Origin of the sequence: Ramlibacter albus (genome assembly GCF_014297445.1) — a bacterium.
Classification (GTDB): domain Bacteria; phylum Pseudomonadota; class Gammaproteobacteria; order Burkholderiales; family Burkholderiaceae_C; genus Ramlibacter; species Ramlibacter albus.
In genome coordinates this window covers 84,970-109,762 of the sequence record NZ_JACORU010000015.1, presented here as the reverse complement: position 1 = coordinate 109,762, position 24,793 = coordinate 84,970, and the positions used below count along the sequence as shown (strand labels likewise).

The following is a 24,793-nucleotide window of genomic DNA, read 5'->3' as shown; positions in this document are numbered from 1 at the left end:
ATTTTGGCGAATTTTATGGCGAGTTCGGAATTTTCGCCATAAAAAGCTTCTGGCGGGTGCGCGGCCTGTGGTCAAGCAGTGCGAGCGGCTGGCCGCGGTGACGATTGAAGTCACTGTCGCGGCCCGGCCCCTAGCACTTCGCCTGCGCCCACGGGTACGGCCCACTCGCGACGGTGACGCCACGTTGACCAGAAAGTTGGAAGGGGAAACTCCGCATCGTCGGCGCGCTTCGCCGTGCTCGAATGACGCGTCACGAAGGAGTCCCGATGAAGTCACGAGAAGGCATCCCGCGGCGTTCGTTTCTTGGCGCGCTGGCCGGCGCCGCAACCCTCGCGCCGGCGCTCGCGCATGCGCAGGCCGGCGACTACCCCAATCGCCCGATCCGCCTCGTGGTCCCGTTCTCGCCGGGCGGCTCGTCGGATGCGGTGAGCCGGCTGCTGTCGCAGAAGCTCAGCACGCAACTCGGCCAGCAGGTGGTGGTGGACAGCCGGCCCGGCGCGGGCGGCAACCTCGGCGCGGACCTCGTGGCGAAGTCGAAGCCGGACGGCTACACGCTGCTCTTCGCGGCGGGCTCGTTCGCGGTGAACGTGTCGCTGTACGAGAAGCTCCCGTACGACCCGCTGAAGGACTTCGAACCGGTGGCGCACATCTGCCGCGTCAACGGCATCCTGGTGACGCATCCATCGGTGAAGGCCAACTCCGTGCAGGACCTCATCGCGCTCGCAAAGGCGCAACCGGGCACGATCAACTTCGCGTCGGCCGGCAACGGCACCATCCTCCACCTCGCGGGCGAGCTGTTCAAGGGACAGGCCGGCGTGAACATGACGCACGTGCCGTATCGCGGCAGCGGCCCCGCGCTGTCGGACCTCATCGGCGGGCAGGTGCAGGTGATGTTCGCCAACGTGCCCGGCACGCTGCAGCACGTGAAGGCCGGCAAGCTGCGCGTGCTGGCCGCCACGGGCGACAAGCGCGCGTCGTCGCTGCCGGAGGTGCCCACCATCGCCGAAGCGGGCGTGCCCGGCTTCCAGGCGGCGACGTGGTTCGGCGTGCTCGCGCCCGCCGGCACACCGAAGGAGATCGTCGCGAAGGTGAATGCGGAGATCAACAAGGCGCTCGCGGCGCCCGAGATGGTCGAACACCTGCGTAACGATGGCGCGGACGTGGTCGGCGGGACGCCGGAGCAGTTCCGTGCATTCCTCAAGGCCGAGATCGACCGGTGGGGGCCCGTGGTGAAGGCTGCCGGCATCAAGCCGAACTAGGCTGTTGCTTGGCTCATCCCATCGCGCCGCTTCTACGCGCCGACATCCCCGGCGCCGAGCGACTGGTCGCCCAGGCGGGCTGGAACCAGGTGGCCGCGGACTGGGAGCTCTTCATCGAGCTCGGGGCCGGCTTCAAGGTGGTGGGTGACGACGGCACCGTGATCGCCACCGCGGCCATCTTGCCCTCGAGCGCGTCGTTCGGCTGGATCAGCATGGTGCTGGTCGACACCGCGCACCGCCGCCGCGGGCTCGCCACCCAGCTGCTGCAGGCCTGCATCGAGAAGCTGCAGGCTCAGCAACGCGTCCCGGCGCTCGACGCAACGCCTGCGGGCCGCGAGGTGTACCGGCCGCTCGGGTTCCGCGATGGCTGGGCGATCACGCGCTGGCGCGCGGCGCGTGCACTAGTCGCGCCGCAGGAAGGCGCGCACGCGGTGAAGGGCGCCCACGCGCAGAACGGCGCGTACGAAGTGCGCCCGCTGCGTGACGAAGACTGGCCCGCGGTCAGGGCGCTCGACGCGCCCGCGTTCGGCGGCGACCGCGGCACGCTGCTCGCGCGGCTCGCGTCGCGCTCACGCGAGTTCGCGTGCGTCGCCGTGTCGCGAGGTCGGGTCGAAGGCTTCCTGCTGGGCCGCGATGGCCGCTCGGCCACGCAACTCGGGCCCATCGTCGCAACGAACGAAGACTGCGCTTGCGCACTGCTGGCCCATGCATTGACGCATGTCGAAGGGCCCGTGCTCGTCGACGCGCTCGCGCGCCACGAGGCCTTCGCGCGCCAACTCACCGCCGCAGGCTTCGCCGTGGAGCGCGGCTACACGCGCATGGCGCTGGGCGGCGAGGGCGACTTCGGCGACGACAACGTGCTCATCGCCATCGCGGGTCCTGAACTCGGCTGACATCGGCCCCGATTCAGCGTACGAATTCCTTAAGCCGCGCCGCACGCATTCGGGTAACCGATCAAGCCCGCGCGCGGCATGCGGTGGCACGATGGACCGTCCGCCGCACCAGCTGTACCCAACGCGTCCGATGACCTCCGCCAGCAGCACCGCCCCCGCCGAATCGACGGCATCCGACGCTGCGCCGGTGGCACCGCGCACCAGCGGCCGCCTCGCACCGGCCATGCGCCGCTACCTGCCCACCGTGCTGATCTTCGTCGCCGTGTTCGCCGCGTGGCAGCTCGTGGTGTCGGTGTTCGGCGTCAAGGAATACATCCTGCCCAGCCCCGCCAAGGTCTGGCATGCGCTCACCGCGAGCGAGATCCCCTGGGGCAAGCACATGCTGATCACCACGATGGAGATCGCGGGCGGCTTCGTGCTGGCCGCGGTGGTGGGCGTGCTGCTCGGCACGGCCATCGCGTGGTCCGACCTCGTGTCGCGCGCGCTCATGCCGTTCCTGGTGTTCGTCAACACGCTGCCGAAGGTGGCGATCGCCCCGCTGATCCTGCTGTGGTTCGGCTACGGCATCGGGCCCAACATGCTGATCGGCGCGATCATCGGTTTCTTCTCGGTGGTCATCAACACGGCGGCCGGCCTGTCGCAGATCGACCAGGACATGATCGACCTCGGCCGCGTGTACGGCGCGCCCAAGTGGCGCGTGTTCGTCAAGATCCGCATCCCCAACGCGTACCCCTACATCCTCAGCGCGCTCAAGATCACCGCGACCTCTTGCGTCGTGGGGGCCATCCTCGGCGAGTTCGTCGCGTCGCAGTCGGGTCTGGGCTACGTGATCATCACCTCGCAAAGCGCCATGAACACGCCCGTCGCGTTTGCCGCGGTGGCGCTGGTGTCCGTCATCGGCCTTTCCGTGTTCGGCATCGTGGCCGGCCTGGGCCGCCTGCTGGCGCCGTGGGCCACCGAGTCCGAGCGCTGAACCATCTTCCGAAGGAGTCAACGTGCGCAAGATGTACCTACCCACCCTCGCCCTCGCGGCGCTGCTGGCCGCTCCCGGCGCGTTCGCGCAGGCCAGGCAGCCCTTCAAGCTCGCGATCAACTGGTTCCCCACGGGCGACCACGGCCCGTACTTCGTCGCGCTGGACAAGGGCTACTTCGACAAGGAAGGGCTCGACGTCGCCATCGAGAACTCCAAGGGCTCCGGCGATTCGCTCGCCAAGGCCGACACGGGCCGCGCCGACGTGGCCATCGCCGACACGGGCGTGGTGCTGGCGGGCATCGCGCGCGGCGCGAAGGTGAAGATCATCGGCATGATCTTCGACGAGACGCCGCAAAACATCTTCAGCCGCGTGGACGTGCCGCTGCGCACGCCGAAGGACCTGGTGGGCAAGTCGATCGGTGCGCCCCCGGGCGACAGCCAGCGCATGTCGTGGCCCGCGTTCGCGCGCCAGAACGGCATCGACCCCAACTCGGTGACTTGGGTCAACATCGAGCCGACGGCCAAGGTGCCCGCGCTCGCCACCAAGCGCGTGGACGGCGTGGCGGACCTGCTGACCGGCGGCCCCAACTACGAGCAGGCCATCGGCGCGGACAAGGTCGTCACGATGCCCTGGGCGAAGTTCGGCTTCAACATGTACAGCATGGCCTTCATCGCCAGCGAAGAGACGCTCGCCAAGAAGCCCGAGCAGGTGAAGGCCTTCCTGCGCGCCGCCTACGCGGGCTGGCGCGACGTGATGGTGGACCGCGAGCCCTCGCTCGTCATCTACAAGAAGCGCGCGCCCGAGATCGAGGTGGACTACATCCGCAAGAACCAGGCGATGGGCATCGACCTGATGCGCACCGCGCGCTACGCGCAGCACGGCCTGGGCTGGATCGAGGATAAGAAGATGTGCGACTCCGCCGAGATCGCCAACAAGTACATGGGCCTGGCAAAGCCCGTGGACTGCAAGGCGGTGTTCACCAACGCCTACCTGCCGAACGTGAAGCTGCCGCTGCCGGTCAAGAACTGATGGCGATGGCGAGCGCGCAGCCGCTGATCCGCATCGAGAACGTGCACATGACCTACCAGGCCGCGAGCGGCCCGGTGGAAGCGCTGCGCGGCATCGACCTCACCATCGACGAGGGCGAGTTCGTTTCGCTGGTCGGCCCCAGCGGCTGCGGCAAGTCGACGCTGCTGCGTTGCATCGCCGGGTTGCGCAGCGTGACGGCGGGGCGCATCCATGTGGACGGCACGCTCGTGGACAGGCCTATCGCGAAAGTGGGCATGGTGTTCCAGGCGCCGGTGCTGCTGAAGTGGCGCACGGTGCTGGACAACGTGCTGCTGCCGGCGGAGCTGTACGGGCTGCAACCGCGTGATTACCTGGACCGCGCTCATGAACTGCTGCGGCTCGTGGGCCTCTCGGACTTCGCGAAGAAGCGCCCGGGAGAGCTCTCCGGCGGCATGCAGCAGCGCGCCGCGCTGTGCCGCGCGCTCATCCTCGACCCGCCCATCCTGCTGATGGACGAGCCCTTCGGCGCGCTGGACGCGATGACGCGCGACGAGATGAACCTGGAGCTGCTGCGCATCTGGGGCGAGCAGCGCGGCGCCGGGCGCAAGACGGTGGTGTTCGTCACGCACTCGATCCCCGAGGCGTGTTTCCTCTCCGACCGCGTGGTGGTGATGACGCCGCGGCCGGGCCGCATCGCATCGGTCAAGCCGGTGGAGCTGCAGCGGCCGCGCACGGTGGCCACGCGCGTGGACCCGGAGCTCGGGCGCATGACGCTCGACCTTTACAACGACCTCGCCGGCAAGAAGCTGGATGAGGTCCCGCAAACCGTCAGCTGAGGGCACGCGCAAATGTCGAATGCAGTCCATGTGCGCGTGCGCGAAGTCGATGCGCGCGAATGCGCGGTGCGCAACCGCTTGCCCTTCCGCTTCGGCAACAGCACCAAGACGCACGGGCGCCAGCTGGTGGTGCGCGCGCGCATCGTGCTGGAGGACGGCCGCAGCGCGTGGGGCGCGGCGGCGGAGGCGCTCAGCGCGAAGTGGTTCGACAAGAACCCGGCGCTTTCCGACGAAGACAACTACGACCAGCTTCGCCTGTCGCTGCGGCTCGCGGCGCAGCGTTACGGCGAGCAGGGCGCGCGCACGCCGTTCGGGCACTTCGAGACGGCGTACACGTCGCTGCAGGAAGAGGGCGCGCGCAACAAGCTGCCGCCGCTGGTGGCCGGCTACGGCGCGGCGATGATCGACCGCTGCGTGCTCGATGCGGTGGGCCGGCTCACGGGTCAGTCGTTCTGGACGCTGATGCGCGCCAATGCCGCGGGCATGCAGCCGTCGGTGCTCACGCCGGACCTTGGGAATTTCGATTTCGATGCCTTCCTCGCCGGACTGCAGCCGCGCACGAGCCTGCATCTGCGGCACACCGTGGGCCTCGTCGATCCCATCGTCGCGGCCGACCAGCCGGTGGGCAGCGGGCCCAACGACGGGTTGCCCGAGACGCTGGAGCAGGTCGTCGCCACCTACCGGCATCGCTACTACAAGATCAAGGTCGCCGGCGATCCCGTCTCCGACGGCGAGCGCCTCGCGGCAATCGCCTCCGTGCTGGACGCGGCGGGCTCACCGTATCAGGTCACGCTCGACGGCAACGAGCAATACCGCGATGCCGCACCGGTGGTGCAGTTGCTGGAGGCCGTGCAGCGCAAGCTGCCGCGCCTGTACGAATCGATCCTGTGGCTGGAGCAGCCGCTCGCACGCGACGTCGCGCTGAGCGCCGACGTGCGCGCCATCGCCGCGATGAAGCCCGTCGTGATCGACGAGTCCGACGGCACGCTCGACGCGTTCCCGGCCGCGGTGCAACGCGGCTACGTGGGCGTCTCCACCAAGAACTGCAAGGGCCTCTACAAGTCGATCATCAACCGCGCCCGCTGCGCGCACGCGCCGGGGCTGCTGATGGCGGCGGAGGACCTCACGACGCTGCCCGGCATCTCGCTGCAGCAGGACCTGGCGCTCGTCGGCCTGCTGGGCATCCCGCACGTGGAGAAGAACGCGCACCACTTCATCGACGGCATGCGGCACCGCCCGCAGGACGAGCAGCGCCGCTTCGCGGCCGCGCACCCGGACCTGTACCGGCTCGACCCGCTGCCGCAGGGTGAGGTGGTTGCGCGGCTGAACATCACCGACGGCAAGGTGGCATTCGGTTCGATCGATTGCACCGGCCACTCGTACGCCGCGGACATGGATTGGGACACGCTGGAGGCAAGCAAATGGACAAAACCGAAATCCCCTGGCTGACCGCCACCGAACTGCTGGAGCACTACCGTCGCGGCACGCTGTCGCCGGTGGAGGTGACTCGCACCGTCGTCGAGCGCGCCGAGCGCAGCCAGCCGCTGCTCAACGCGTTCTGCGTGATCGACCCCGAGGCCGCGCTCGCGAGCGCACGCGAGTCCGAGGCGCGCTGGCGGCGTGGCCAGCCGTTGGGCCTGCTCGACGGCGTGCCGGTGTCGATCAAGGACATCGTGCTCACCAAAGGTTGGCCCACGCTGCGCGGCTCGCGCACCATCCCGGCGAACCAGCCGTGGGAGGAGGACGCGCCTTCCGTGGCGCGGCTGCGCGAACACGGCGCCGTCCTCTTCGGCAAGACGACCACGCCCGAATTCGCGGTGGGCCCCGTGACGCGCAGCCCGCTCACCGGCGTCACGCGCAACCCGTGGAACGTGGACATGACGCCCGGCGGCAGCAGCGGCGGCGCCGGCGCCGCGGTTGCCGCGGGCATCGGCCCGCTGGCGCTGGGCACCGACGCGGGCGGTTCGATCCGCATCCCCTCGAGCTTCTGCGGCATCTTCGGGCACAAGCCCAGCGGCGGCCGCGTGCCGACATGGCCGCCCACGCCGTACGCGACGTTCGCTGCCTTCGGGCCGATGACGCGCACCGTGGAGGACGCGGCGCGCATGCTCACGGTGGTGAGCGGCCCGGACCCACGCGACTGGAACGCCCTGCCGTACGACCCCGTGCCGTACCACGAGAGGCTCGACGCACGCCCGCTCGAAGGCATGCGCATCGCATGGAGCCCCACGCTCGGCTATGCGCGCGTGGACGACGAGGTGCGGCAAATGTGCGAGCAGGCCACGCGCGCGTTCACCGAGCTCGGCGCGAAGGTGGAGACGGTGGCACAGGTGTTCGAGAACCCGATGGCATTGATCTCCGGCCTGCGCGAGGCGGCAACCAACTTCGCGTTCCAGTCGTTCGGCGAGGACAAGCTCGCGGTGATGGACGAGCGCGTTGCCAACATGATCCGCGAGACGCGCAAGAAGGCAGCCACGGCCAGCGACTACCTCGCCGTCGAAGCCGAGCGCATGAAGTTCGGCGCGCGCATGAACGCCTTCCACCGCGACTACCCGCTGCTGCTGACGCCCACCGTCGCGGTGCCGCCGTTCTCCGCGGACGTGTGGTACCCGGCGGGTTACGAGGGGGACCGGGAATGGTGGCCTTTCACGATCCCGTTCAACTTCACGCGGCAGCCTGCGTCCAGCGTGCCCTGCGGCTTCACGAAGAGCGGCTTGCCGGTCGGCCTGCACATCGTGGGGCCGGCGCATGCGGACCTGCTGGTGCTGCAGGCCTCGCGCGCGTTCGAGCGCGTGCGGCCGTGGCGCGATGCGCGGCCGCGCGTGCTGGACTGACGCCTTGCCGGAGCCTCCCTGGAAGGTGATATATTTGAGATATCACCATCCTCAGGAGTCCCAGGATGCCGTCCTCAGCGGAGAAGTTGCTTGTCCGGTTTCGCGAGACGGACTCCCGGTTGGGGATCAGCCGAGACACCCTCAGGAAGATCGCCATGTCACTAGGCGTCGACGAAACCGCGGCGGTCCACCTCGCCCTGGCGCATCTGCGCGACGAGGTCTTGCCGCGCTACGAGCGCGACGACGGGCCGCTCACGCCCGCCCAATTGCGCGACGCGCGCTCACTCGTGAGCCAGGAGCGCACGCCCACGTCGTCCCTGTTCGGCACGACCGAGCGCGCGCGCCGCAAGAAGGCGCCGAAGGCTTGACCACCCGGCCCGAGTTCTGGTGGGCGGCCCCGGGCCTCGGCGAAATCGTCTGGTGCTGGTGGCCCGACAAGGGCAGCAAGGTGCTGCCCGGCCCCAAGCCGCGGCCCTGCCTCGTGCTGGAGCTGGACGAGAGCGATCCGGTGCAGCCGCATGTGCTGGTTGCGTACGGCACGAGCCGCAAGCTGGCCCAACTCCATCCCGGCGAGTTCGCCATCACGCGCGCCGGGCACCCGCACGCGTTCGCGGCGGCGGGGCTGAGCTTCGACACGAAGTTCAACATGGGGCAGACGGCATGGCTGCCGTATTCGACGCGTGCTTTCGACGTGGCACCCGGTGCGCCGCACGGCCAGACGCCCAAGCTCGGCGTGTTGCACCCCAGCGTGATCGCGGCCGCCGCGGCGGCGCACATGGCGGCCTGGCCGTAAGGCACCCATCGGCGCGGCAGGCCCCACGCACCGGTTGCAGCAGGTATCCTCGACCTCGATACCCCTGAACGCGGCCCTTCGAGGCGGCCGCGAACGATGCGCCCCACTTCATCAGCCCCGTCGTCGTCCGTGGCCGCGCGGATCATTGCGGCCACCTGCATCGTGGCCCTGCTGTACGTGGGCCGCGAGGTGCTGGCCCCGCTCGCGCTGGCGGCGGTGCTCAGCCTGGTGCTGGCGCCTCTCAAGCGACGGCTGGCGGGCCGGGGGCTCGGGCATGCAGCGGGCGCGGCGGTGTCCGTCCTGCTCGCGGCGGGCAGCATCGCCCTGGCCGCCGTCTTCCTCACTTCGCAATTCGTCGACGTGGCAAGCGACATGCCGCGCTACAGGCAGGCCGTGCGCGCCAAGCTGCAACGTGCCCGCGACGTCGTCATCCGGCCACTCGAAAGGATCCGCTCGGACATCGTCCAGGTCGTCCCGCAGGCGCCCGCCGCGCGCTCGCAGGGCCGCGACGCCGCACCGCGTGCCGCCACGCCTGCGGAACAGGACGCCACCACCGTGCTCATTTCGTCCGTGTGGGGTCCGTTGTCCAAGGCCGGCATGGTGCTGGTGCTGCTGGTCTTCATCCTGCTCGGCCATGAAACGATCCGCGAACGGGTGATCCGGCTTGCGGGCGAGGCCGAAGTGGGCGGGACGATCCAGGCCATCGAAGACGCCGCGCAGGGTGTCTCGCGCTACCTGTTCTCGCAGTTCGTCGTGAACGCCACCTTCGGCGTCGTGCTCGGCATTGCGCTCTGGGCCGTGGGCATCCCCAACCCGGCGTTGTGGGGTGCCCTTGGCGGGCTGTCGAGGTTCGTTCCCTACGTGGGGGCCCTGGGCGCCGGTACCGCCATCGCAGCCTTCGCTGCCGCCGTCGACCCCGGGTGGTCGCTGATGTTCTGGAGCATCGGCAGTTTCCTCGTGCTTTCGGGCCTCGTCGCGCACTTCGTGGAACCGCAGGTGTACGGCCACACGGCCGGCCTCGCGCCCTTGGGCGTGGTGCTTTCGGCGATCTTCTGGGGCTCCGTGTGGGGCCCGTTGGGCCTGTTGCTGTCCACGCCGATGACGCTGTGCCTCGTGGTGGCCGGGCGCTACATCCGTGCGCTCGAACCCATCACCGTGATGTTCGGCGAAACGCCGGGTCTTTCCGAGGGGCTGCGCCTGTACCAGCAGGCGCTGTCGGGCGACCCGCAGAACATCGTGAGGGCGGGGCGCCCGTACCTGCGCCGCAGCAATTTCGCGCGGTATTGCGACCAGGTCGTGCTGCCTGCGCTCGCACTCGCGCTGGCGGACGCACGCCAATCGCGCATCGGCAAGGAACAGCAGGAGCGGGTGCGGCTCAGCATCCGCGAGGCGGCCAGGGAGCTTGCCCGGACGTCGCCCGGCGTCGACGCGAGCCGCAGGCGCCGCTCCTCGTCGCTGCTGGACGCCGACATCGGCGCGCACCTGAAGCAGGTGCACGAGACGCGCATGAGCCTGTGGCCCGGCTCCCGCGCCGACCTGCAGTCGTCGGTGGTGCTGTGCGCCGGCTTGCGCAATGAGCGGGACGAACTGATCAGCGAGTTGCTGGCGCAGGCGCTGCGCGACGAAGGCATCGAAGCCCGGACGGTCTCCGTGGATGCCACGTGGGGCTACGCCGGCCTGCCCGGCCCGCCTGCCGGCGGCGGCTCGGGGCTTGTCTCGACCGTGGTGCTCGCCTACCCGCTGGTGGAGGACCACGAGGCCTGGCAGTCCGCCTCGCTCAAGGTGCGCGACGCCTACCCGTACGCGATGGTTCTGGCGGTCAAGCCGCCTTACCAGGAAGGGCTCGCGGACGAAATGCTGGTGCGCGGCCCGGTCGACTTGGTCGTCCGTTCGTTCTCGGAGGTGGTGGCGTTCGTGCTGGCTCTTCGGGCACCGGCGCCCTGAAGCCAGCGCCGCCCACCGCAGCGCAAGCCCACACCACGGACCCGCTTCAGCCTACAGCCGGCGCGCAACCGCGGCGCTAGATTGGTCGTGCACAGCTGTAAAGGAGACGCCCATGGCCCAGGACGCGATTGCCCTGCTCGAAGCAGACCACCACCGCGTGGAAGAGCTCTTCCGCGACTACAAATCGGCCGGCGACCCGGCAGCCAGGCTGCACCTCGCGCAGGTCATCTGCATGGAGCTCACCTTGCACGCCATGGTGGAGGAAGAGATCTTCTACCCGGCGTTCGCGGCCGCCACCGGCGACCAGCAGATGCTGGAGCACGCGCTCAAGGAGCACCAGGAGGTGAAGGACCTCATCGCCCGCGTCCCGTCCGCCGAGAACCTCGACGGCGCCATCGAGGCGATCAAGCAGCACACCCTCCACCACGTGGAGGAAGAGCGCCGCGGCATGTTCGCCAAGGCGCGCGCCAGTGGCATGGAGCTGGCCACGCTGGGCGGCAGGATCGCCACGCGCCGCGCGGAAGTGGCGGACGCCATCCAGGCCGCCTGACGCCCACTGTCGCGCCGCGCCTCGAACTCCCGTACATTTGCGGGACGGAAGAGGAGCGGCGAGATGGAACAGCAGGAAAAGCAGCAATACCAGGCCATCGTCCACAAGATGCTCGGGGCGATGGTGCAGGCCAAGGGGTCGGACCTGTTCCTGACCGCCGGCTTCCCGGCCTCGATCAAGCTCAACGGCAAGCTCACCAAGCTGAACGACCAGCCGCTCACGCCCGAGCACACGATGAAGATGGCGCGCGCCATCGCGTCGGAAAAGCAGTGGCAGGGCTACATCGACACCAAGGGCCAGAACTTCGCGATCTCGCTGGAGGGCATCGGGCGCTTTCGAATCAACATCTTCACGCAGCAGCAGCGCACGGGCATGGTGATCCGCGTGATCACCACCGAGATCCCGGACTTCGAGAAGATGAACCTGCCGCCGGTCCTGAAGGAAGTGGTCAAGGAAAAGCGCGGGCTGGTCCTGCTGGTGGGCGGCACCGGGTCGGGCAAGTCCACTACGCTGGCGGCGATGCTGGGCGTGCGCAACAAGGAAACGCACGGCCACATCATCACCATCGAGGACCCGGTGGAGTACGTGCACCCGCACCAGAACTGCATCATCACGCACCGCGAGGTCGGCATCGACACGGTGGGCTGGTTCGACGCGCTGAAGGACACGCTGCGCCAGGCGCCCGACGTGATCCTGATCGGCGAGATCCGCGACCACGACACCATGGAGTACGCGCTGAACTTCGCGGAGACCGGCCACCTGTGCATGGCCACGCTGCACGCCAACAGCGCCAACCAGGCCATCGACCGCATCGTCAACTTCTTCCCGATCGAAAAGCACGAGCAGGTGCGCAACGACCTCGCGCTGAACATGCGCGCGATCATTTCGCAGCGGCTGGTGCGCAAGATTTCGGGCGGGCGCGCCGCGGCCATCGAGATCCTGCTGTCCACGTCGACCTCGCGCGACGCCATCTCCAAGGGCGAGATCGGCCAGCTGAAGGAGATCATGAAGAAGTCGAAGGAGCTGGGCATGCAGACCTTCGACCAGTGCCTGTACGACCTGTACGACGCCGGCGAGATCTCGCTGCAGGAACTGCAGGTCAACTCGGACGCCAAGAGCGAGCTGATGCTGCGGCTGAAGCTCAACAGCAAACGCTTCACCCGGGAAGAACTGGCCAGCGGCGACGCGGCGACCGCCGGCCTGTCGCTGCAGAAGGAGCCGGAGCCCGAGGAGGAAGAGAGCACGGGTCCGCTGAACGTGAAGCTGCCTCCCAAGACGGCGGCGCCCGCGAAGCCCCCGGCGGCGGCTGCGCCCGCACCCGCCGCGCCCGCCGCGCCCGTTGCCAAGCCCCCGCCGATGGAGCTGTCGCTGGAGGAGCCGCCCGCACCGCCGCCGCCGCCGAAGGCCTGACATGGACCCGTTCGACGCGATCGACGACCAGTTCGCGAGCTACGCGAAGCTGCTGATGGAAGACCCGTCGGCGCGTCTCGGCGCGCTGCGCAACTGCTCCTTCTTCCAGCCCGTGCCGGACGACTGGCTGCGGCGCATCTGCGAGATGGCGCAGGTGCGGACGTTCCGCTCGGACGTCAGCATCACCACGCAGGACGAGGAGATGAAGGCGTTCTACGTCATCCTCTACGGCGCGGCCGATGCGTACCGCAACGGCAAGGTGGTGGGCACCATCGAAACCGGTGATTGTTTTGGGGAAGCCATTTTCTTTTCCGATGGCACCATCACCACCTCCGCAACCGTCATCGCGGATGACAAGATCATCGCCGCCGAATTCAGCAAGGACGCCATCCACACGCTGCAGTCCGACGCCGACGCCATGGTGAGCATGAACAAGGCGCTGCTGCTGGCGCTGTTTAAGAAGCTCAAGGGCGCGAACCAGAAGATCGCCCATTTGATGTTGATGTAAATGACCGCTACTCACGACGAAATCCGCCAGGCGCGCATCCACCTCGCCGCCGCCAACCGCCTCGCCGTCTACGACGACCTCGAGGAAGGCATCGACAACCACTTCACCATGCGTGTCCCCGGCCAGGAGGACCGCTACCTCGTGCTGCCGTTCGGGCTGCACTGGTCGGAGGCGCGGGCCAGCGACCTGATCGTGTTCAACGAGGCGGGCGACGTGCTCGAAGGCAAGGGGACGCTGGAGCTGAGCGCTTTGAGCATCCACGCACCGCTGCACAGGATCACCGGTGCGAGCGTCATCCTGCACACCCACCAGACCTGGGCGCTCGCGCTGAACATGCTCGAGGACAACCGCCTGCTGCCGTGCAGCCAGACCGCGGCTTTCCTCACCCGCAGCATCGCCTACGACGACGAGTACACGGGCATCGCGAATTCGCTGAGCGAAGGCGAGCGGCTCGCCTCCGCGCTCGGCGACAAGAAGATCCTGTTCATGAAGAACCACGGCGTGCTCGTCGTGGGCGACACCGTGGCGCAGGCGTACCGGCGCCTCTACAAGCTGGAACGTGCGTCCCGTGCGCAGGTGCTGGCGATGTCCACCGGCCGGCCGCTGGCGGTGCTGGACGAAGGCATGGTCAAGAAAGTCGACGCGCCGAACCCGCGCAACAGCCACTCGCAGGCCGAGCGCGAGGCGCTTTACTTCGCCGCGATGATGCGCGTGCTGGACCGCGAGATGCCGGGGTACGCGGACTGATCCGGCTCGGGCGCAACGCTCACTTCTGCTTGCCGGAGTCCTGGTCGACGAGCCGCAGCACCAGCGGGTGCTGGATGCGCCGCTCGGCGGAGATGAGGTAGAAGTGCTCGACGAGCTCGGGTGTCTCGCCCAGCACCTGCATGCCCTTGTCGGCCAGCAGGTCCTTGCGCGACCAGCGCGACGCGGGGAAGGCACCGAGCCCCGCGCGGCCGAAGGCGGCAAGCAGCGCGCTGTCCTCGAACTCGCCGCAGATGCGCGGCCGCATGCCGTGCTGCTCGAACCAGCGGTCCAGCCGTGAGCGCACGGCCGCATGCGCGGTCGGCAGCAGCACCGGCATTTCCGCCAGGCATTGCGGGAACGGGTTCTTGCATTTCGCGGCAAGCTTCGCGGGCGCGAACCACACGAGCGGCGCTTCGCCGAGCGCGTGGCTGTAGACGCGAAGGTTCGGGTTCGGCGGTGCGGGCCGGTCGGAGAGCACGGCGTCGAGCCGGTGCAGTGCGAGGTCGCCGAGCAGCCGGTCGAACTCGTCTTCGTGGCAAAGCAGGCGCACGCGCGAGTCGCCCAAGGCAGGCTTGAGCAGGTGATGCACGACGAGTTTCGGCAGCCCGTCCGAGATGCCGACCGCGAGCCGGCCGCCCTGGCCCGTCCCCGCGTCGGCAACGGCAGTGCGTAACTGCTCGCCGAGCGCGAAGATCTGGTCCGCGAACGCCATCGCCGCGGTGCCCGCTTCAGTCAGTGCAAGGCCGCGGCCCGCGGGGCGAAAGAGTGCGTGCCCGAGCGATTGTTCGAGCAGCCGCACCTGCGTGCTGACGGTCTGCACCGCCATGTCCAGCCGCTCGGCCGCGCGCGCGATGCCGCCCTCCTTGGCCACCACCCAGAAGTAATAGAGATGGCGGTAGTTCAGGGGGGCGGTCATGCGCGCATGTCGATCAGGCCTGCTGGATCCCCGCGACCAGCCAACCTTGCGTGCCGGCCACCGGCTTCACGAGGTGCCACACCTCGTCGAGCGGCTCGGGCTCCACGCCCGGTTGCTGGCGCAGGCTGCCGGTGAAGCGCACGCTGGCAATGTGCTGGTGGGCTTCGGTCACGACTTCGAGCACGCGGGCTTCGAGGCCGAACACCTCCGTGGCCTGCGGCTGGCCGTTGCGCTCGCGCAGTTCGTCCTGCGCCGCCGACAGCATGTCCGGCGTGAGGAAGGTGCGCAGCTGGTCGATGTCGCCCGCGTCGTTCGCGGCTTGCAGCGCCATGAACTGGTTCTTCGCGTTGCGCTCGAAGGCGGCCGTGTCGAAGCCGGCGGGGATGCTGCCTTGCACCTGCGAGCCGATCAACGAGCCGGTGCGCGGCATGGTGTTGTTGCCCTGCAGCGCCTCGAAGGGCGTGCGTGCGGGGGCTTGGCCCGCGTAGGCGGGCTGCAGGCCTTCGCCGCGTTGCTGCGCGCGCTTGCGCAGGATGAAGCCGACGACGAACAGCACCGCCATCACGACGAGCGCGATGGTGAGCATGTTGGCCAGCGCTTCACCGAAGCCGAAGTGCGAGGCGAGCGCCGCGATGCCGAGGCCCGCCGCGATACCCGCGATCGGGCCCATCCAGCTGCGCTTGGCGGCTGTTGCCGCTGCGGGCGCGGCTGCCGCGGCCGTGGCTGCGCTCGGTGCGGCTGCTTGTGAAGGTGTGGCGGGTGTGCCGGCCGGTGCAGCGGGCGCGGTGTTGTTCACGCTCTGGCGCTGCATGCCGCTGGACTTGCCGCCGCCCAGGCGCTTGGCCTGCGCGTCGAAGGCGCCGGTGGCGCCCACGGCGAACACGACGGCCAGCAGTGCAAGGGTTCTGCGCATCTGTCTCTCCTGGTAGTGGATGGGTACGGAGAGGGTAGGGCGCAAGGCTGTGCGGAAAAAGCAGAGAAAGAGGGGATGATCATCCCAGAAAACGGAAGCTGGCGCGCGGCCCACCCGGCGCGCCAGCCGGCCCAGGTGCCAGTCAGACCTCGGCCACCACGCGCGCGGTGATGACGGTGCCGAAGCGCGCCGCCTTCTGTACGACGGCCTGGAATGCCTCGCCCATGGCGTACTGGTCGAGGTTGCGGCCCATCGCCTCGATGGACTCGGCGTAGTAGCCGACCACGAGCCGGTCCATCTGCGGCGCGAACACGGGGATCGACGCCACCATCGGCAGCTTGTTGACGGCCGCATGCGCCTCGGGCAGCAGCGCCATCAGGTCGGGCAGGTTCTGCCGCGACACCTGGTACTCGCGCTGGACGATCACGGGCTGGCGCGAGACCTCGCCCCACACCGTGCGATACACGTAGGGGCCTTCGGGCGTGGCCGCCGGGTCGCGCTCGCGTTCCTTCCACAGCGCGAGCATCTCGGGGTCGGCGGCGATTGCCGCGTTGGTGCGCGTTGCCGCGGTGAAGTCCTGGAAGCGCGAGAAGATCTCGATGTTGCCGACGTCGCCGCCCGAGACCACGCGCACGGTGCGCGCAACGCCGCCCAGGCGCGCGATGATGCCCGCGAGGCGCTTGGCACGGTCCAGTGCGAGTTCGGACTTGCCCGGCAACGGGGTCAGGATCCTGCGAGAGATGACTGTCATGGCCGCTCCTCAGTTGTGGTTGGGAAGGCCATTCTGCGCGGCTGCGCATGGAACACAAATGCATCCGCTGTGCGGCGCAATTGCACCGTATTGCCAGATCATGCAAATGTCGTACGCGGTGCAGCGCGGCCATGGAAACCACCCCCGCGCGCAGCGCGAACGCTCTATATTGGGCGGATGCGAAAGTTGTGTGCACTGCTTTGCGCATGCGGCGTGATTGCCGCGCTGGCAGGATGTAGCGAACAAAGGGAGAGCGCGGGCGTGGCCCGCAGTTCGGGCGCCGCGTCGAGCGTCGAGGTGCCGGGCGAGCGCAACGCCAAGCGCTGCGACGGCCTGCCCGACAGCGACGCATTGCGCAAGCTGCTCAAGGACGCCGCCACGCGCGGCGAGGCGGGGGGCTTCATGCACGGCAAGAACGAATGGGCGGCCGTGGTCAACCGCGAAGGCGAGCTGTGCGCCGTGGCCGTCTCCGTCGAAGCCAAGCCGCAGGTCCAGGACAACGCGGCCGCATGGCCGGGCAGCAAGGCGATCGCGAAAGCGAAGGCCTTCACCGCGAATGCGTTCAGCACCGACACGACTCCGATGTCGACTGCGCGGCTGTACACGATGTCGTTGCCGGGGCATTCGCTGTGGGGCGCGGCGAACGGCAACCCGCTCAACCCGAAGTGCATCACCGCACCCGGGGACAAGGACGACCTGCACGTTGTCTGCGGCGGCACCATCACGTTCGGTGGCGGTGTACCGCTCTACAAGGGCAGGACGCGCATCGGCGGGCTGGGCGCGAGCGGCGACACGCCTTGCGCCGACCACGAAGTGGCCAAACTCGTGCGCGATGGGGCCGGGCTCAACCCGGAAGGCGGCAAGGAAGCGGACGACATCGTGTATGCAGGCGTCGACCCGCCGAGCATCTACCAACACCCGCTGTGCACGAACACGTGGCGCAACGGCACGCTGCTCGGCAACGAAGGGGCGGCGCTGGATGCGGGTGGGATCGCGCAGGCGCTGAAGGCGCAGGCCACGCCGGCGTCGGGCGTGAAGACTTTCCAGCCTGCGTCGGCTGCATCGCCTGCGTCAGCTTCGTCCGCTGCGCGCTAGCCTATCCATCGCTGAGATGCTCCAGCAGCCATAGCCGGAACTGCGTCATCGGCGCGCTCTCCGGCCGGTGGCTCGGCGTGAGCAGGTAGTAGGTGAAGTCGCCCATGTCGACAGACTGCCTGAACAGCCGCTTGAGCTTGCCGCTCGCGATGTCGGCCTCCACCAGGAACTGCTGCGCGATCGCGACACCCTGGCCCTCCGCCGCGGCGGCGTACGCGATGGCGGAGCTCTCGTAGGTCATGCCCGAGTGCGCATCGATCAGGTCCGCCACACCGGCCGCCTCCAGCCAGTAAGCCCAGTCGTCGGGGCGCGCAATGGAATGCAGCAGCGTGTGCCGCGCAAGGTCGGCAGGCTTGCGCAGCGGCGGCCCTGCCTTCACGAGCCCGGGGCTCGCCACCGGGATGAGGATGTTCGACACGAGCCTGTGCGCCACCGCGCCCTTCCACTTGCCGTCGCCGAGCCGAATGGCGCCGTCGAGGTCGTCCCTCTTGAAGTCCACCGGCTCCAGCGACGTGGTGAGCAGCACCTCGATGTCGGGGTGCTGCGCATGGAAGCCGGACAGCCGCGGCACGAGCCAGCGCATGGCGAAGGTGGTGTAGGCGCGGATCTTGAGCTGGCGGCGTGGCGTCTTGCGCGCCCGGCTGGAAGCGCCGCGCAGCAGGTCCAGCGCCTTCGTCGCGGCACGGTAGTAGTCGGCGCCCTTGCGCGTGAGGGTCACCTGCCGGTGCCCGCGATGGAGCAGCTCGTGGCCCAGGTACTCCTCCAGCACCTGCACCTGCCGGCTCACCGCACCGGGCGTCACGTGCAGCTCCTGGGCGGCGACGGTGATGCTCAGGTGGCGCGCCACGGCCTCGAAGGCCCGCACAGCGTTCAGCGGGGGCAGGCGGTCCATGCCCCCAGTCTATCGGAGGCTTCCTGCCCCTCGATCAGCTCACGGCGCCCTCGGCCAGCAAGTGCTCGATCTCGCGGCCATCGAAACCGCTGGCCCGCAGCACCTCGCGCGTGTGCTGCCCGATCGTCGGCGCCGGCGCCTGCGCGGCCGCATTCTCCTCGCGGCTGTTGATCGGGAACCCCGGCACCTGCAGCGGCCCGAAGCCGGGCACGTCGACGGTGGCGAGCAACGCATTCGCTTCCAGCTGGGGGTGCGCAAGCAGGTCCTCGTAGGTCGCGACCTTCGCGCAGAGGATGTCCTCAGCGAGCAGGGCCTCGATCCACGCGGCGACCGTGCGCGTGCGAAATACCTCGTTCAACGCCTGGCGCAGCTGCGCGCGATTCGTCGTGCGCGACTTCGACGTGGCGAAGCGTTCGTCGAAGGCAAGCTCCTCCCGGCCCAGCACGTGGCACAGGCGCTCCCAGCGGTTGCCCATGTAGGCGGCCACCATCACCCAGCCGTCGGCCGCTTCGAAAGCCTCGTTGGGTGCGGAATACGGTGCGGCGCTGCCCAGCCGCGCCGGGAGCGCCTTGTCGCTCAGGTAGCTCGCGAACGACGGCACCTGCAGGCTGATCGCGGCGTTCATCAGGTTGACGTCGAGGTGGCCGCCCCGGCCGTCTCGCCCGCGTTGCAGCAGCTTGGCGAGGATGCCGGTGCAGGCCATGTGGCCCGTGACCACGTCGACGATGGGTGCCTGCACCTTGCACGGCTCCGCCCCGGGCACACCGATGATGCTCATGAGGCCCGTGTCCGCCTGCAGGATGCCGTCGACCCCGGCGCGCTGGGCGTAAGGGCCAACCTGGCCGTACGCCGAGATCGAGCAATACACGACGGAAGGATTGCGCTCGCGCACCTGCTCGTAGCCGAGGCCGAGGCGGTCCATCACGCCGGGCCGCATGCTCTCGACCAGCACGTCGCATTGATCGGCGAGGCGCAGCGCCGTGGCGACGCCGCCGGGCGTCTTCAGGTCGAGGCAGATGCCCTGCTTGTTGCGGTTGAACGCGTGGAAGAGGGCGCTGTCCGCCCCCACCCAGCCGGGACCGAGCGTGCGCCCCAGGTCGCCGCCGGGCGGCTCCACCTTGATGACGTGTGCGCCCATGTCGGCGAGCAGCATGCTGCACGCCGGCCCGGCCGCGATCTGGCTGAAGTCGAGGACGCGCACGCCCTGCAAGGCATCTCTGAACATGGTCAGGCTCCCGGTGACGCGAGGGACGCTCGCTTGAACGACCCCTGCGCGGTCGCGGCGAGCGCGCCGTCCGGTGCGTAGAGCTCGCCGGACGCGAAGTAGATGCTGCGGCCACTGCCGGTGACGCGCCCCACGGCGCGCAAGCGGCCGTGGCCCAGCTTGCCCAGGTAATTGACCGTGAGCGTGATGGTCGCGGCGTCGCCTGGCTCGCTGTCGCCTTCGCGCAGCAGGCCTGCGTAGCCGCAAGCCGCGTCGAGCAGCGTGGCGGTGACGCCGCCTTGCAGGCGGCCGCGGCGGTTGAGATGGCGCTCGCGCACTTCCATCTCCATCTCGCAGTGCCCGGTGCGCCACTCGACCACGCGGATGCCCAGGTCGTCCAGCAACGGGTTGCCGGTGGACAGTGTCACAGCTCCACCTTGATCTGGTGCTCGTTGACCACGCGTGCCCAGCGCTTCAGGTCGCCGGCGATCCGCTCGCGCAACTGCGCGGGTGTCGAGGTGGCCGTGTCGAAGCCCTGCCGCGCCAGCTGCTCCGCGACCTTCGGCGATTGCAGCGCCTGGTTGAGCGCCGCATTGAGTTTCGCCACGGTGGCGTCGGGCGTCTTCGCCGGCGCAAGCAGGCAGTACCAGAGTTCCGCGTCGTAGCCCTTCAGGCCGTTCTCGCCGAATGACTTGACGCCCGGCAGCATGCGCGACGCGCGCGGCGCCGCGACGCCGATCGCCTTGAGCTTGCCCGCTTCGAGGAACGACGAAACCGAGGCCAGGGTGGCGAAGGTGACCTGCACCTGGTCGCCGACCACGTCGGCGATGGCGGGGCCCGTGCCCCGATACGGGATGTGCACCATGAACGTCTTCGTCATGCGCGCGAACACTTCGCCCGCCAGGTGCTGCGGCGTGCCGTTGCCCGGGCTGCTGTACGAGAGCTTGCCGGGGTTCGCCCTGGCGTAGGCGATGAACTCCGGCACGGTGTTGAAGGGCTGCGACTTGTTGGCCACCAGCACGATCGGCACCGACGCGATCTGGCCGATCGGCGCGAAGTCGCGCTCCACGTTGAAAGGCGTTTTCGCGCCGAGCGCCGGGTTGATGGTGAACTGGTTGGACGCGATCAGGATCGTGTGGCCGTCGGGCGCGGCCTTGGCCACCGCGTCGGTGCCGAGGTTGCCGCCCGCGCCCGGCCGGTTGTCGACGATGACGGGCTGGCCCAGGATTTCGGCCATGCGCGGCGCGATGGCGCGGGCGAGGATGTCGTTGCCGCCGCCGGGTGCGAACGGCACCACCAGCTTGATCGGCTGCGAGGGGAATGTCTGCGCAATGGCGGCGCCCGCCAGCAGCAGGGTGGCGGCGGCAAGCGCGCGGCGGCGGGTGATGCGTGAGGTCATGAGGGTCTCCTTGGGTTCTATCGGCTTTGGTAACGGGCGGTGCGCTTCTGCGCGAATGCGGCGCGGCCTTCGAGGCGGTCCTGGGTGTCGCGCAGCACACCCCAATGCAATTCGGTCAGCTCCTGCGCCTCGCGCTCGCCGAGCTGCGGCGTCTGGCGGGACAGCTTCTTGACCGCCTGCACAGCGAGCGGTGCGTTGGCCGCGATGCGTTCGGCGATCTGCAGCGCGCGCGGCAGCAACTGCTCGCGCGGCAACACCTCGGACACCAGCCCGCACGCGAGCGCGCGCGCCGCGTCGATGCGCTCGCCCGTCAGCGCCATCTGCAGGGCGTGCGAGCTGCCGGTGGCACGCATCAGCCGGGACACGCCCGAGACGCCGGGGATCGAGCCGACGCACACTTCAGGCAGGCCGAAGCTGGCGCCGTCGGCGGCGACGCGCACGTCGCACTGCAGTGCGAGCTCGAGCCCGCCGCCGAGGCAGTAGCCATTGACCGCGGCGACGACCGGCTTGTGCAGGTCCAGGTCGTTCCAGTCCAGCAGCCGGATGTAGAGCCCCTGGTCGGCGGCAAGGGTTTTGCTGCGCAGGAAGGCTTCGGCGTACGTTGCCGAGGGATCGCGGGCGGCCTTCAGGTCAGCGCCCGTGCAGAACGCGCGCTCGCCCGCGCCGGTGACGACGAGGCAACGCAGCGCGGGGTCGTCGCGGTAGCGCACCAGGTGCTCGCGAACCTGCGCAAGGCTTGCGACGTCCAGCGCGTTCAGCGCCTCGGGGCGGTCCAGCGTCATCAAGGCAACGCTCTCGCGGGTTTCGAAGTGGACGGGCATGGCGCTCTCCTCAAAGGCTCGGCGAGGACAGGCTGCGGCCGCCGCACACATAGAGCACCTGGCCCGTGACGTACGAGTTGGCCGCGTCGGCGAAGAACGCCACGGCCTGCGCGATGTCGCCGGCGGTGCCGATGCGCTGCACCGGCACGGACTTCTTGAGCCGCTCCTGCACATCGGGCGCGAAATTGCGGAACAGCGGCGTGTCCACGATGCCGGGCGCGATGGCGTTCACCGTGATGCCCTTCGATGCGAACTCGATGGCGAGGCTGCGCGTGAGGCTCACCACGCCGCCCTTGGCCGCCGAGTAATTGGCCTGGCCGAAGCCGCCGAGCCATGCGCGCGACGAGATGTTGACGATGCGCCCGAAGCCCCGCTCCACCATGCCCGGCAGCACCGCCTTGCAGCAGAGGAACTGCGAGCGCAGGTTGGTGTCGACGACAAGGTCCCAGTCGGCTTCGGTCATCTTCAGGAAGCGCATGTCGCGCACGGCGCCTGCGTTGTTGACGAGGCAGTCGACGCGTCCCAGTGCCTGCACAGTGCCGGCGAAAGCGCGCTCCACCTGCGTGCCGTCGGTGAGGTCCACCGTCTCGGTGTGGGTGTCGATACCTTGCGCGCGCAGCTCGTGCGCCGCGGTGGCCAGGGCGTCCGCATCGCGGTCGAACAGCGCAACGCGCATGCCGCGGCTCGCGAGGTGCTGCGCGATGCCGAAGCCGATGCCGCGCGCGGCGCCCGTCACCACGGCAATGGGTTGGGGGTGGTTGTCGCTCATTCAGACCCCCAGGATGTGGACGGACGAAGCGGCGTGGTCGACACCGGCGATGCCGCCGCCGGTGCACTGCGTCAAGCCGATGCGCGGGGCACCCGACTGGCGCGCGCCCGCGCGGCCCTGCAGGTGCCATGCGACCTCGACCATCTGCGCCACACCGGTGGCGCCGAGCGGATGCCCCTTGGCCAGCAGGCCGCCACTGGGGTTGACGGGCACGCGGCCACCCACGCGCGTGGCGCCCGAGTGCAGCAGGCTCACCGCCTCGCCCGGCCCGGCGAGGCCGAGCGCTTCGTAATACAGCAGCTCCGCGATGGTGAAAGCGTCGTGCAGTTCCACCACGCCGACGTCGCCGGGGCCCACACCGGCCTGCTCGTAGGCGAGGCGCGCCGCACGCGCCGTGATCTCGGCGTCCAGGATGTCGTCGTCTGCCGATTCCGCGATGCCCGACTGCACGATCGACGCGAGCACCTTGACGGGCTTGCTGCCCTGGGGGGCGGTGCCCAGCACCAGGGCCGCGGCGCCGTCGACCTGCGAGGGGCAGCACTGCAGCAGCGTGAGCGGGTCCGCGATCGTGCGTGACGAGAGCACTTCGCCGCCGGTCACCGGTGTGCGCTGCTGCGCGTACTCGTTCAGCGCGCCATGGGCGCGGTTCTTCACGGCAACGGCGGCCAGGTCGGCGCGCGTGCCGCGACCCTCGTGCAGGAAGCGCGTCCCGCGCATCGCGTACACGGCAGGCAGCACCATGCCGGCCTGCGCATACAGCTCGGTCTTGTCGTCGTTGCGCTGCAGCGGGATCGTGCCGCCGCCCAGCTGGGTGAGCATCTCGATACCGACCACGAGCACGTTGCGGTACTCGCCGGCCTTCAGCGCATGCCGCGCGAGGTGCACGGCGGTTGCGCCGCTGGCGCAGGCGTTCTCGACGTTGTAGACCGGGATGCCCTTGAGGCCGAGGTCGCGGACCAGCACCTGGCCGAGGATCATGCCGCCGAACACATTGGCGCAGTACACGGCCTCGATCTCGTCGAGCCGCGTGTCGGCGTCACGCAGCGCGGCAAAGATGGCCTCCTGCGCGAGGTCGGTCGCATAGGTGCCGGTGTGCCGGCCGAAGCGCGTCATGCCGACGCCGCGGATGTAGGTGTCCGTCATGGTGGGCTCCTTCAGGCTGCGACGGTCTGGAACGCGTAGCCGAATTCGGCATGCGCGACGACTTCACAGGCGGCGCCGATGCCGACGCCTTCGCCGCCGATGCGGCCGAAGAGGCGCACCGGCCCCGGCAGGTCCACGTAGCCGAGCGCGAACGGCGCCGCGCCGGACTTCGGGTTCGGGTGGATCACCGTGAAGCTGTAGACGTGGCCCCGGCCCGCGATGGCGACTGTCTCGTGCTCGGCCGCGAGCGGCGACTGCGCCGCCAGCGGCGGGAAGCGCAGCTCCCGGGTTGCGCGGTGCCGTGAGACGAGCAGTTGCGGCGGCGAGTCGGCGGTGAGGATGGCGCTGGGGTCGGGCATGGCTTCGGTCCTGCGGTGCGTTGATGTGGACCGAATCCTCGGCGCTGCGGCGCCGGCTGACAAACGAGTTTTGGCGGGCTTTCGCTTGAGAAAAACTCAAGCGGGAGGGTCAACGCAGCAGCTGTTCGGCCTCTGTCGGGTCCAGCCCGTACATCTCCGCGAACTCCGCGACGGGTTTGCCGCTCGCGCGGAAGGCGCGTTGCAGCGCTTCGCGCCGCGCCTCTTTCTGCGCAGCGATCGAAAGCGCCTCTTCGAGCATCGCGGCCAGCTCTTCGTCCGCAGGCGTGAAGCGCTCGCGATACGCGAGGCGGTCGAGGCCCGAGGAAGAAATGGCAGCCGCAAGCTGCTCGACGGCCTGCCTGCGCGCCGGCTCCGGCGCCTTGCCGCGGCGGCGCTTGTACAGCTCGAGGATGGCGTGGTGCACGTGTTCCGGTGCCACCGGCCCCACGGGGCGTGCCTGCAAATCGTGGCGAGCGAGGCCGGAGGCCACGGCCTCGATGTAGCGCGTGGAGCGTGTGTGCAAACCGAGCGCCACCTTCAGCTCATCGGGCGGCAGCACGTCCGGGTGCGCGGCGATCAGGTCTTCGAAGATGCCGAGCTTCAGCGGCAGGAAGCGCGCGCCGAACAGGCGCGGGTGCAGCTCGTACAGCTTGTGCAGCAGGGGGTGCACCTGGCGGGGTGCCTTGTTTCTGCGCGGTTGGGTGGGGGAGTCTTGGGTCATGGAAGGCGAGTGCACGATCCGCCGATTTTCCACGATGATGGCGCCTGCTACAGG

At 69.3% G+C, this 24,793-nt stretch carries 26 protein-coding genes and 1 pseudogene; 15 read left to right on the top strand and 12 right to left on the bottom strand.

Annotated features, from left to right (window positions below):
• Nucleotides 1-266 precede the first annotated feature (266 nt).
• The 14 genes and pseudogenes from H8R02_RS27380 (at nt 267) to H8R02_RS27315 (ending at nt 13,756) form a co-directional block, all read left to right on the top strand.
• Nucleotides 267-1,259: a tripartite tricarboxylate transporter substrate binding protein gene (locus tag H8R02_RS27380; RefSeq protein ID WP_187084743.1), complete on the top strand. Its 993-nt coding sequence runs from the start codon at nt 267-269 to the stop codon at nt 1,257-1,259.
• Between the two features lie 8 nt (nt 1,260-1,267).
• Nucleotides 1,268-2,152 carry a GNAT family N-acetyltransferase gene (locus H8R02_RS27375; protein WP_187084741.1) on the top strand — a complete coding sequence of 295 codons (885 nt, stop codon included), beginning with the start codon at nt 1,268-1,270 and terminating at the stop codon, nt 2,150-2,152.
• Between the two features lie 130 nt (nt 2,153-2,282).
• Nucleotides 2,283-3,125 (top strand): ABC transporter permease, encoded by an 843-nt coding sequence (locus tag H8R02_RS27370; RefSeq protein WP_255429597.1) that lies wholly within the window; start codon nt 2,283-2,285, stop codon nt 3,123-3,125.
• A 31-nt stretch (nt 3,126-3,156) separates the two neighbouring features.
• A complete protein-coding gene (locus H8R02_RS27365) occupies nt 3,157-4,155 on the top strand; it encodes an ABC transporter substrate-binding protein (protein WP_187084740.1) in 999 nt (332 codons plus the stop codon).
• On the top strand, nt 4,155-4,970 hold the full coding sequence (locus H8R02_RS27360; RefSeq protein ID WP_255429596.1) for an ABC transporter ATP-binding protein: 816 nt from the start codon (nt 4,155-4,157) through the stop codon (nt 4,968-4,970). Before H8R02_RS27365 ends, H8R02_RS27360 begins: the two co-directional genes overlap by 1 nt.
• 12 nt (nt 4,971-4,982) lie before the next feature.
• The gene (locus H8R02_RS27355; RefSeq protein WP_187084738.1) at nt 4,983-6,419 is read left to right on the top strand and encodes an enolase C-terminal domain-like protein; all 1,437 of its coding nucleotides are present in this window, start codon (nt 4,983-4,985) and stop codon (nt 6,417-6,419) included.
• Nucleotides 6,392-7,804 carry an amidase gene (locus tag H8R02_RS27350; protein ID WP_187084736.1) on the top strand — a complete coding sequence of 471 codons (1,413 nt, stop codon included), beginning with the start codon at nt 6,392-6,394 and terminating at the stop codon, nt 7,802-7,804. The genes H8R02_RS27355 and H8R02_RS27350 overlap by 28 nt, the downstream gene beginning before the upstream one ends.
• 155 nt (nt 7,805-7,959) lie before the next feature.
• Entirely contained in the window at nt 7,960-8,172 is a 213-nt protein-coding gene (locus H8R02_RS27345) for a hypothetical protein (protein ID WP_187084734.1), read from the top strand.
• Nucleotides 8,169-8,597 carry a type II toxin-antitoxin system PemK/MazF family toxin gene (locus H8R02_RS27340; protein ID WP_187084732.1) on the top strand — a complete coding sequence of 143 codons (429 nt, stop codon included), beginning with the start codon at nt 8,169-8,171 and terminating at the stop codon, nt 8,595-8,597. Before H8R02_RS27345 ends, H8R02_RS27340 begins: the two co-directional genes overlap by 4 nt.
• A gap of 129 nt (nt 8,598-8,726) precedes the next feature.
• On the top strand, nt 8,727-10,541 hold the full coding sequence (locus H8R02_RS27335; RefSeq protein ID WP_187084730.1) for an AI-2E family transporter: 1,815 nt from the start codon (nt 8,727-8,729) through the stop codon (nt 10,539-10,541).
• Between the two features lie 112 nt (nt 10,542-10,653).
• Nucleotides 10,654-11,091, top strand: coding sequence for a hemerythrin domain-containing protein (locus H8R02_RS27330; RefSeq protein ID WP_187084728.1), 438 nt, complete (start codon nt 10,654-10,656; stop codon nt 11,089-11,091).
• A gap of 63 nt (nt 11,092-11,154) precedes the next feature.
• Nucleotides 11,155-12,273 (top strand): annotated as a pseudogene (locus tag H8R02_RS27325) (PilT/PilU family type 4a pilus ATPase); the annotation flags it as partial.
• Between the two features lie 229 nt (nt 12,274-12,502).
• Entirely contained in the window at nt 12,503-13,009 is a 507-nt protein-coding gene (locus H8R02_RS27320; RefSeq protein WP_187084726.1) for a cyclic nucleotide-binding domain-containing protein, read from the top strand.
• On the top strand, nt 13,010-13,756 hold the full coding sequence (locus H8R02_RS27315; protein WP_187084724.1) for a class II aldolase/adducin family protein: 747 nt from the start codon (nt 13,010-13,012) through the stop codon (nt 13,754-13,756).
• A gap of 19 nt (nt 13,757-13,775) precedes the next feature.
• Here H8R02_RS27315 and H8R02_RS27310 read toward each other — a convergent pair whose 3' ends face one another.
• The 3 genes from H8R02_RS27310 to H8R02_RS27300 form a co-directional block, all read right to left on the bottom strand.
• Entirely contained in the window at nt 13,776-14,672 is an 897-nt protein-coding gene (locus H8R02_RS27310; RefSeq protein ID WP_187084722.1) for a LysR family transcriptional regulator, read from the bottom strand.
• A gap of 13 nt (nt 14,673-14,685) precedes the next feature.
• A complete protein-coding gene (locus tag H8R02_RS27305; protein WP_187084719.1) occupies nt 14,686-15,585 on the bottom strand; it encodes a Tim44 domain-containing protein in 900 nt (299 codons plus the stop codon).
• Between the two features lie 142 nt (nt 15,586-15,727).
• A complete protein-coding gene (locus tag H8R02_RS27300; RefSeq protein WP_187084717.1) occupies nt 15,728-16,336 on the bottom strand; it encodes a hypothetical protein in 609 nt (202 codons plus the stop codon).
• A 261-nt stretch (nt 16,337-16,597) separates the two neighbouring features.
• Here H8R02_RS27300 and H8R02_RS27295 point away from each other — a divergent pair, with 261 nt between their 5' ends.
• Nucleotides 16,598-17,431 carry a GlcG/HbpS family heme-binding protein gene (locus H8R02_RS27295; protein ID WP_187084715.1) on the top strand — a complete coding sequence of 278 codons (834 nt, stop codon included), beginning with the start codon at nt 16,598-16,600 and terminating at the stop codon, nt 17,429-17,431.
• 1 nt (nt 17,432) lies between these two features.
• Here H8R02_RS27295 and gcvA read toward each other — a convergent pair whose 3' ends face one another.
• The 9 genes from gcvA to H8R02_RS27250 all read right to left on the bottom strand — a co-directional run bounded on the left by gcvA (nt 17,433) and on the right by H8R02_RS27250 (nt 24,739).
• Complete coding sequence (gene gcvA / locus H8R02_RS27290) at nt 17,433-18,323, bottom strand: transcriptional regulator GcvA (protein ID WP_187084714.1); 891 nt, start codon at nt 18,321-18,323, stop codon at nt 17,433-17,435.
• Between the two features lie 34 nt (nt 18,324-18,357).
• Nucleotides 18,358-19,548, bottom strand: coding sequence for a CaiB/BaiF CoA transferase family protein (locus tag H8R02_RS27285; protein ID WP_187084712.1), 1,191 nt, complete (start codon nt 19,546-19,548; stop codon nt 18,358-18,360).
• 2 nt (nt 19,549-19,550) lie between these two features.
• Nucleotides 19,551-19,955 carry a PaaI family thioesterase gene (locus tag H8R02_RS27280; protein ID WP_187084710.1) on the bottom strand — a complete coding sequence of 135 codons (405 nt, stop codon included), beginning with the start codon at nt 19,953-19,955 and terminating at the stop codon, nt 19,551-19,553.
• A complete protein-coding gene (locus H8R02_RS27275) occupies nt 19,952-20,926 on the bottom strand; it encodes a tripartite tricarboxylate transporter substrate binding protein (RefSeq protein ID WP_187084708.1) in 975 nt (324 codons plus the stop codon). The genes H8R02_RS27280 and H8R02_RS27275 overlap by 4 nt, the downstream gene beginning before the upstream one ends.
• 17 nt (nt 20,927-20,943) lie before the next feature.
• Nucleotides 20,944-21,747: an enoyl-CoA hydratase/isomerase family protein gene (locus H8R02_RS27270; RefSeq protein WP_187084706.1), complete on the bottom strand. Its 804-nt coding sequence runs from the start codon at nt 21,745-21,747 to the stop codon at nt 20,944-20,946.
• 10 nt (nt 21,748-21,757) lie between these two features.
• Entirely contained in the window at nt 21,758-22,516 is a 759-nt protein-coding gene (locus tag H8R02_RS27265) for an SDR family NAD(P)-dependent oxidoreductase (protein WP_187084704.1), read from the bottom strand.
• Nucleotides 22,517-23,659 carry a thiolase family protein gene (locus tag H8R02_RS27260; protein WP_187084702.1) on the bottom strand — a complete coding sequence of 381 codons (1,143 nt, stop codon included), beginning with the start codon at nt 23,657-23,659 and terminating at the stop codon, nt 22,517-22,519. It abuts the gene before it with no gap.
• A gap of 11 nt (nt 23,660-23,670) precedes the next feature.
• Nucleotides 23,671-24,018 carry a Zn-ribbon domain-containing OB-fold protein gene (locus H8R02_RS27255; protein WP_187084700.1) on the bottom strand — a complete coding sequence of 116 codons (348 nt, stop codon included), beginning with the start codon at nt 24,016-24,018 and terminating at the stop codon, nt 23,671-23,673.
• Between the two features lie 109 nt (nt 24,019-24,127).
• Nucleotides 24,128-24,739 carry a ProQ/FinO family protein gene (locus tag H8R02_RS27250; protein WP_187084698.1) on the bottom strand — a complete coding sequence of 204 codons (612 nt, stop codon included), beginning with the start codon at nt 24,737-24,739 and terminating at the stop codon, nt 24,128-24,130.
• Between the last annotated feature and the right edge of the window lie 54 nt (nt 24,740-24,793).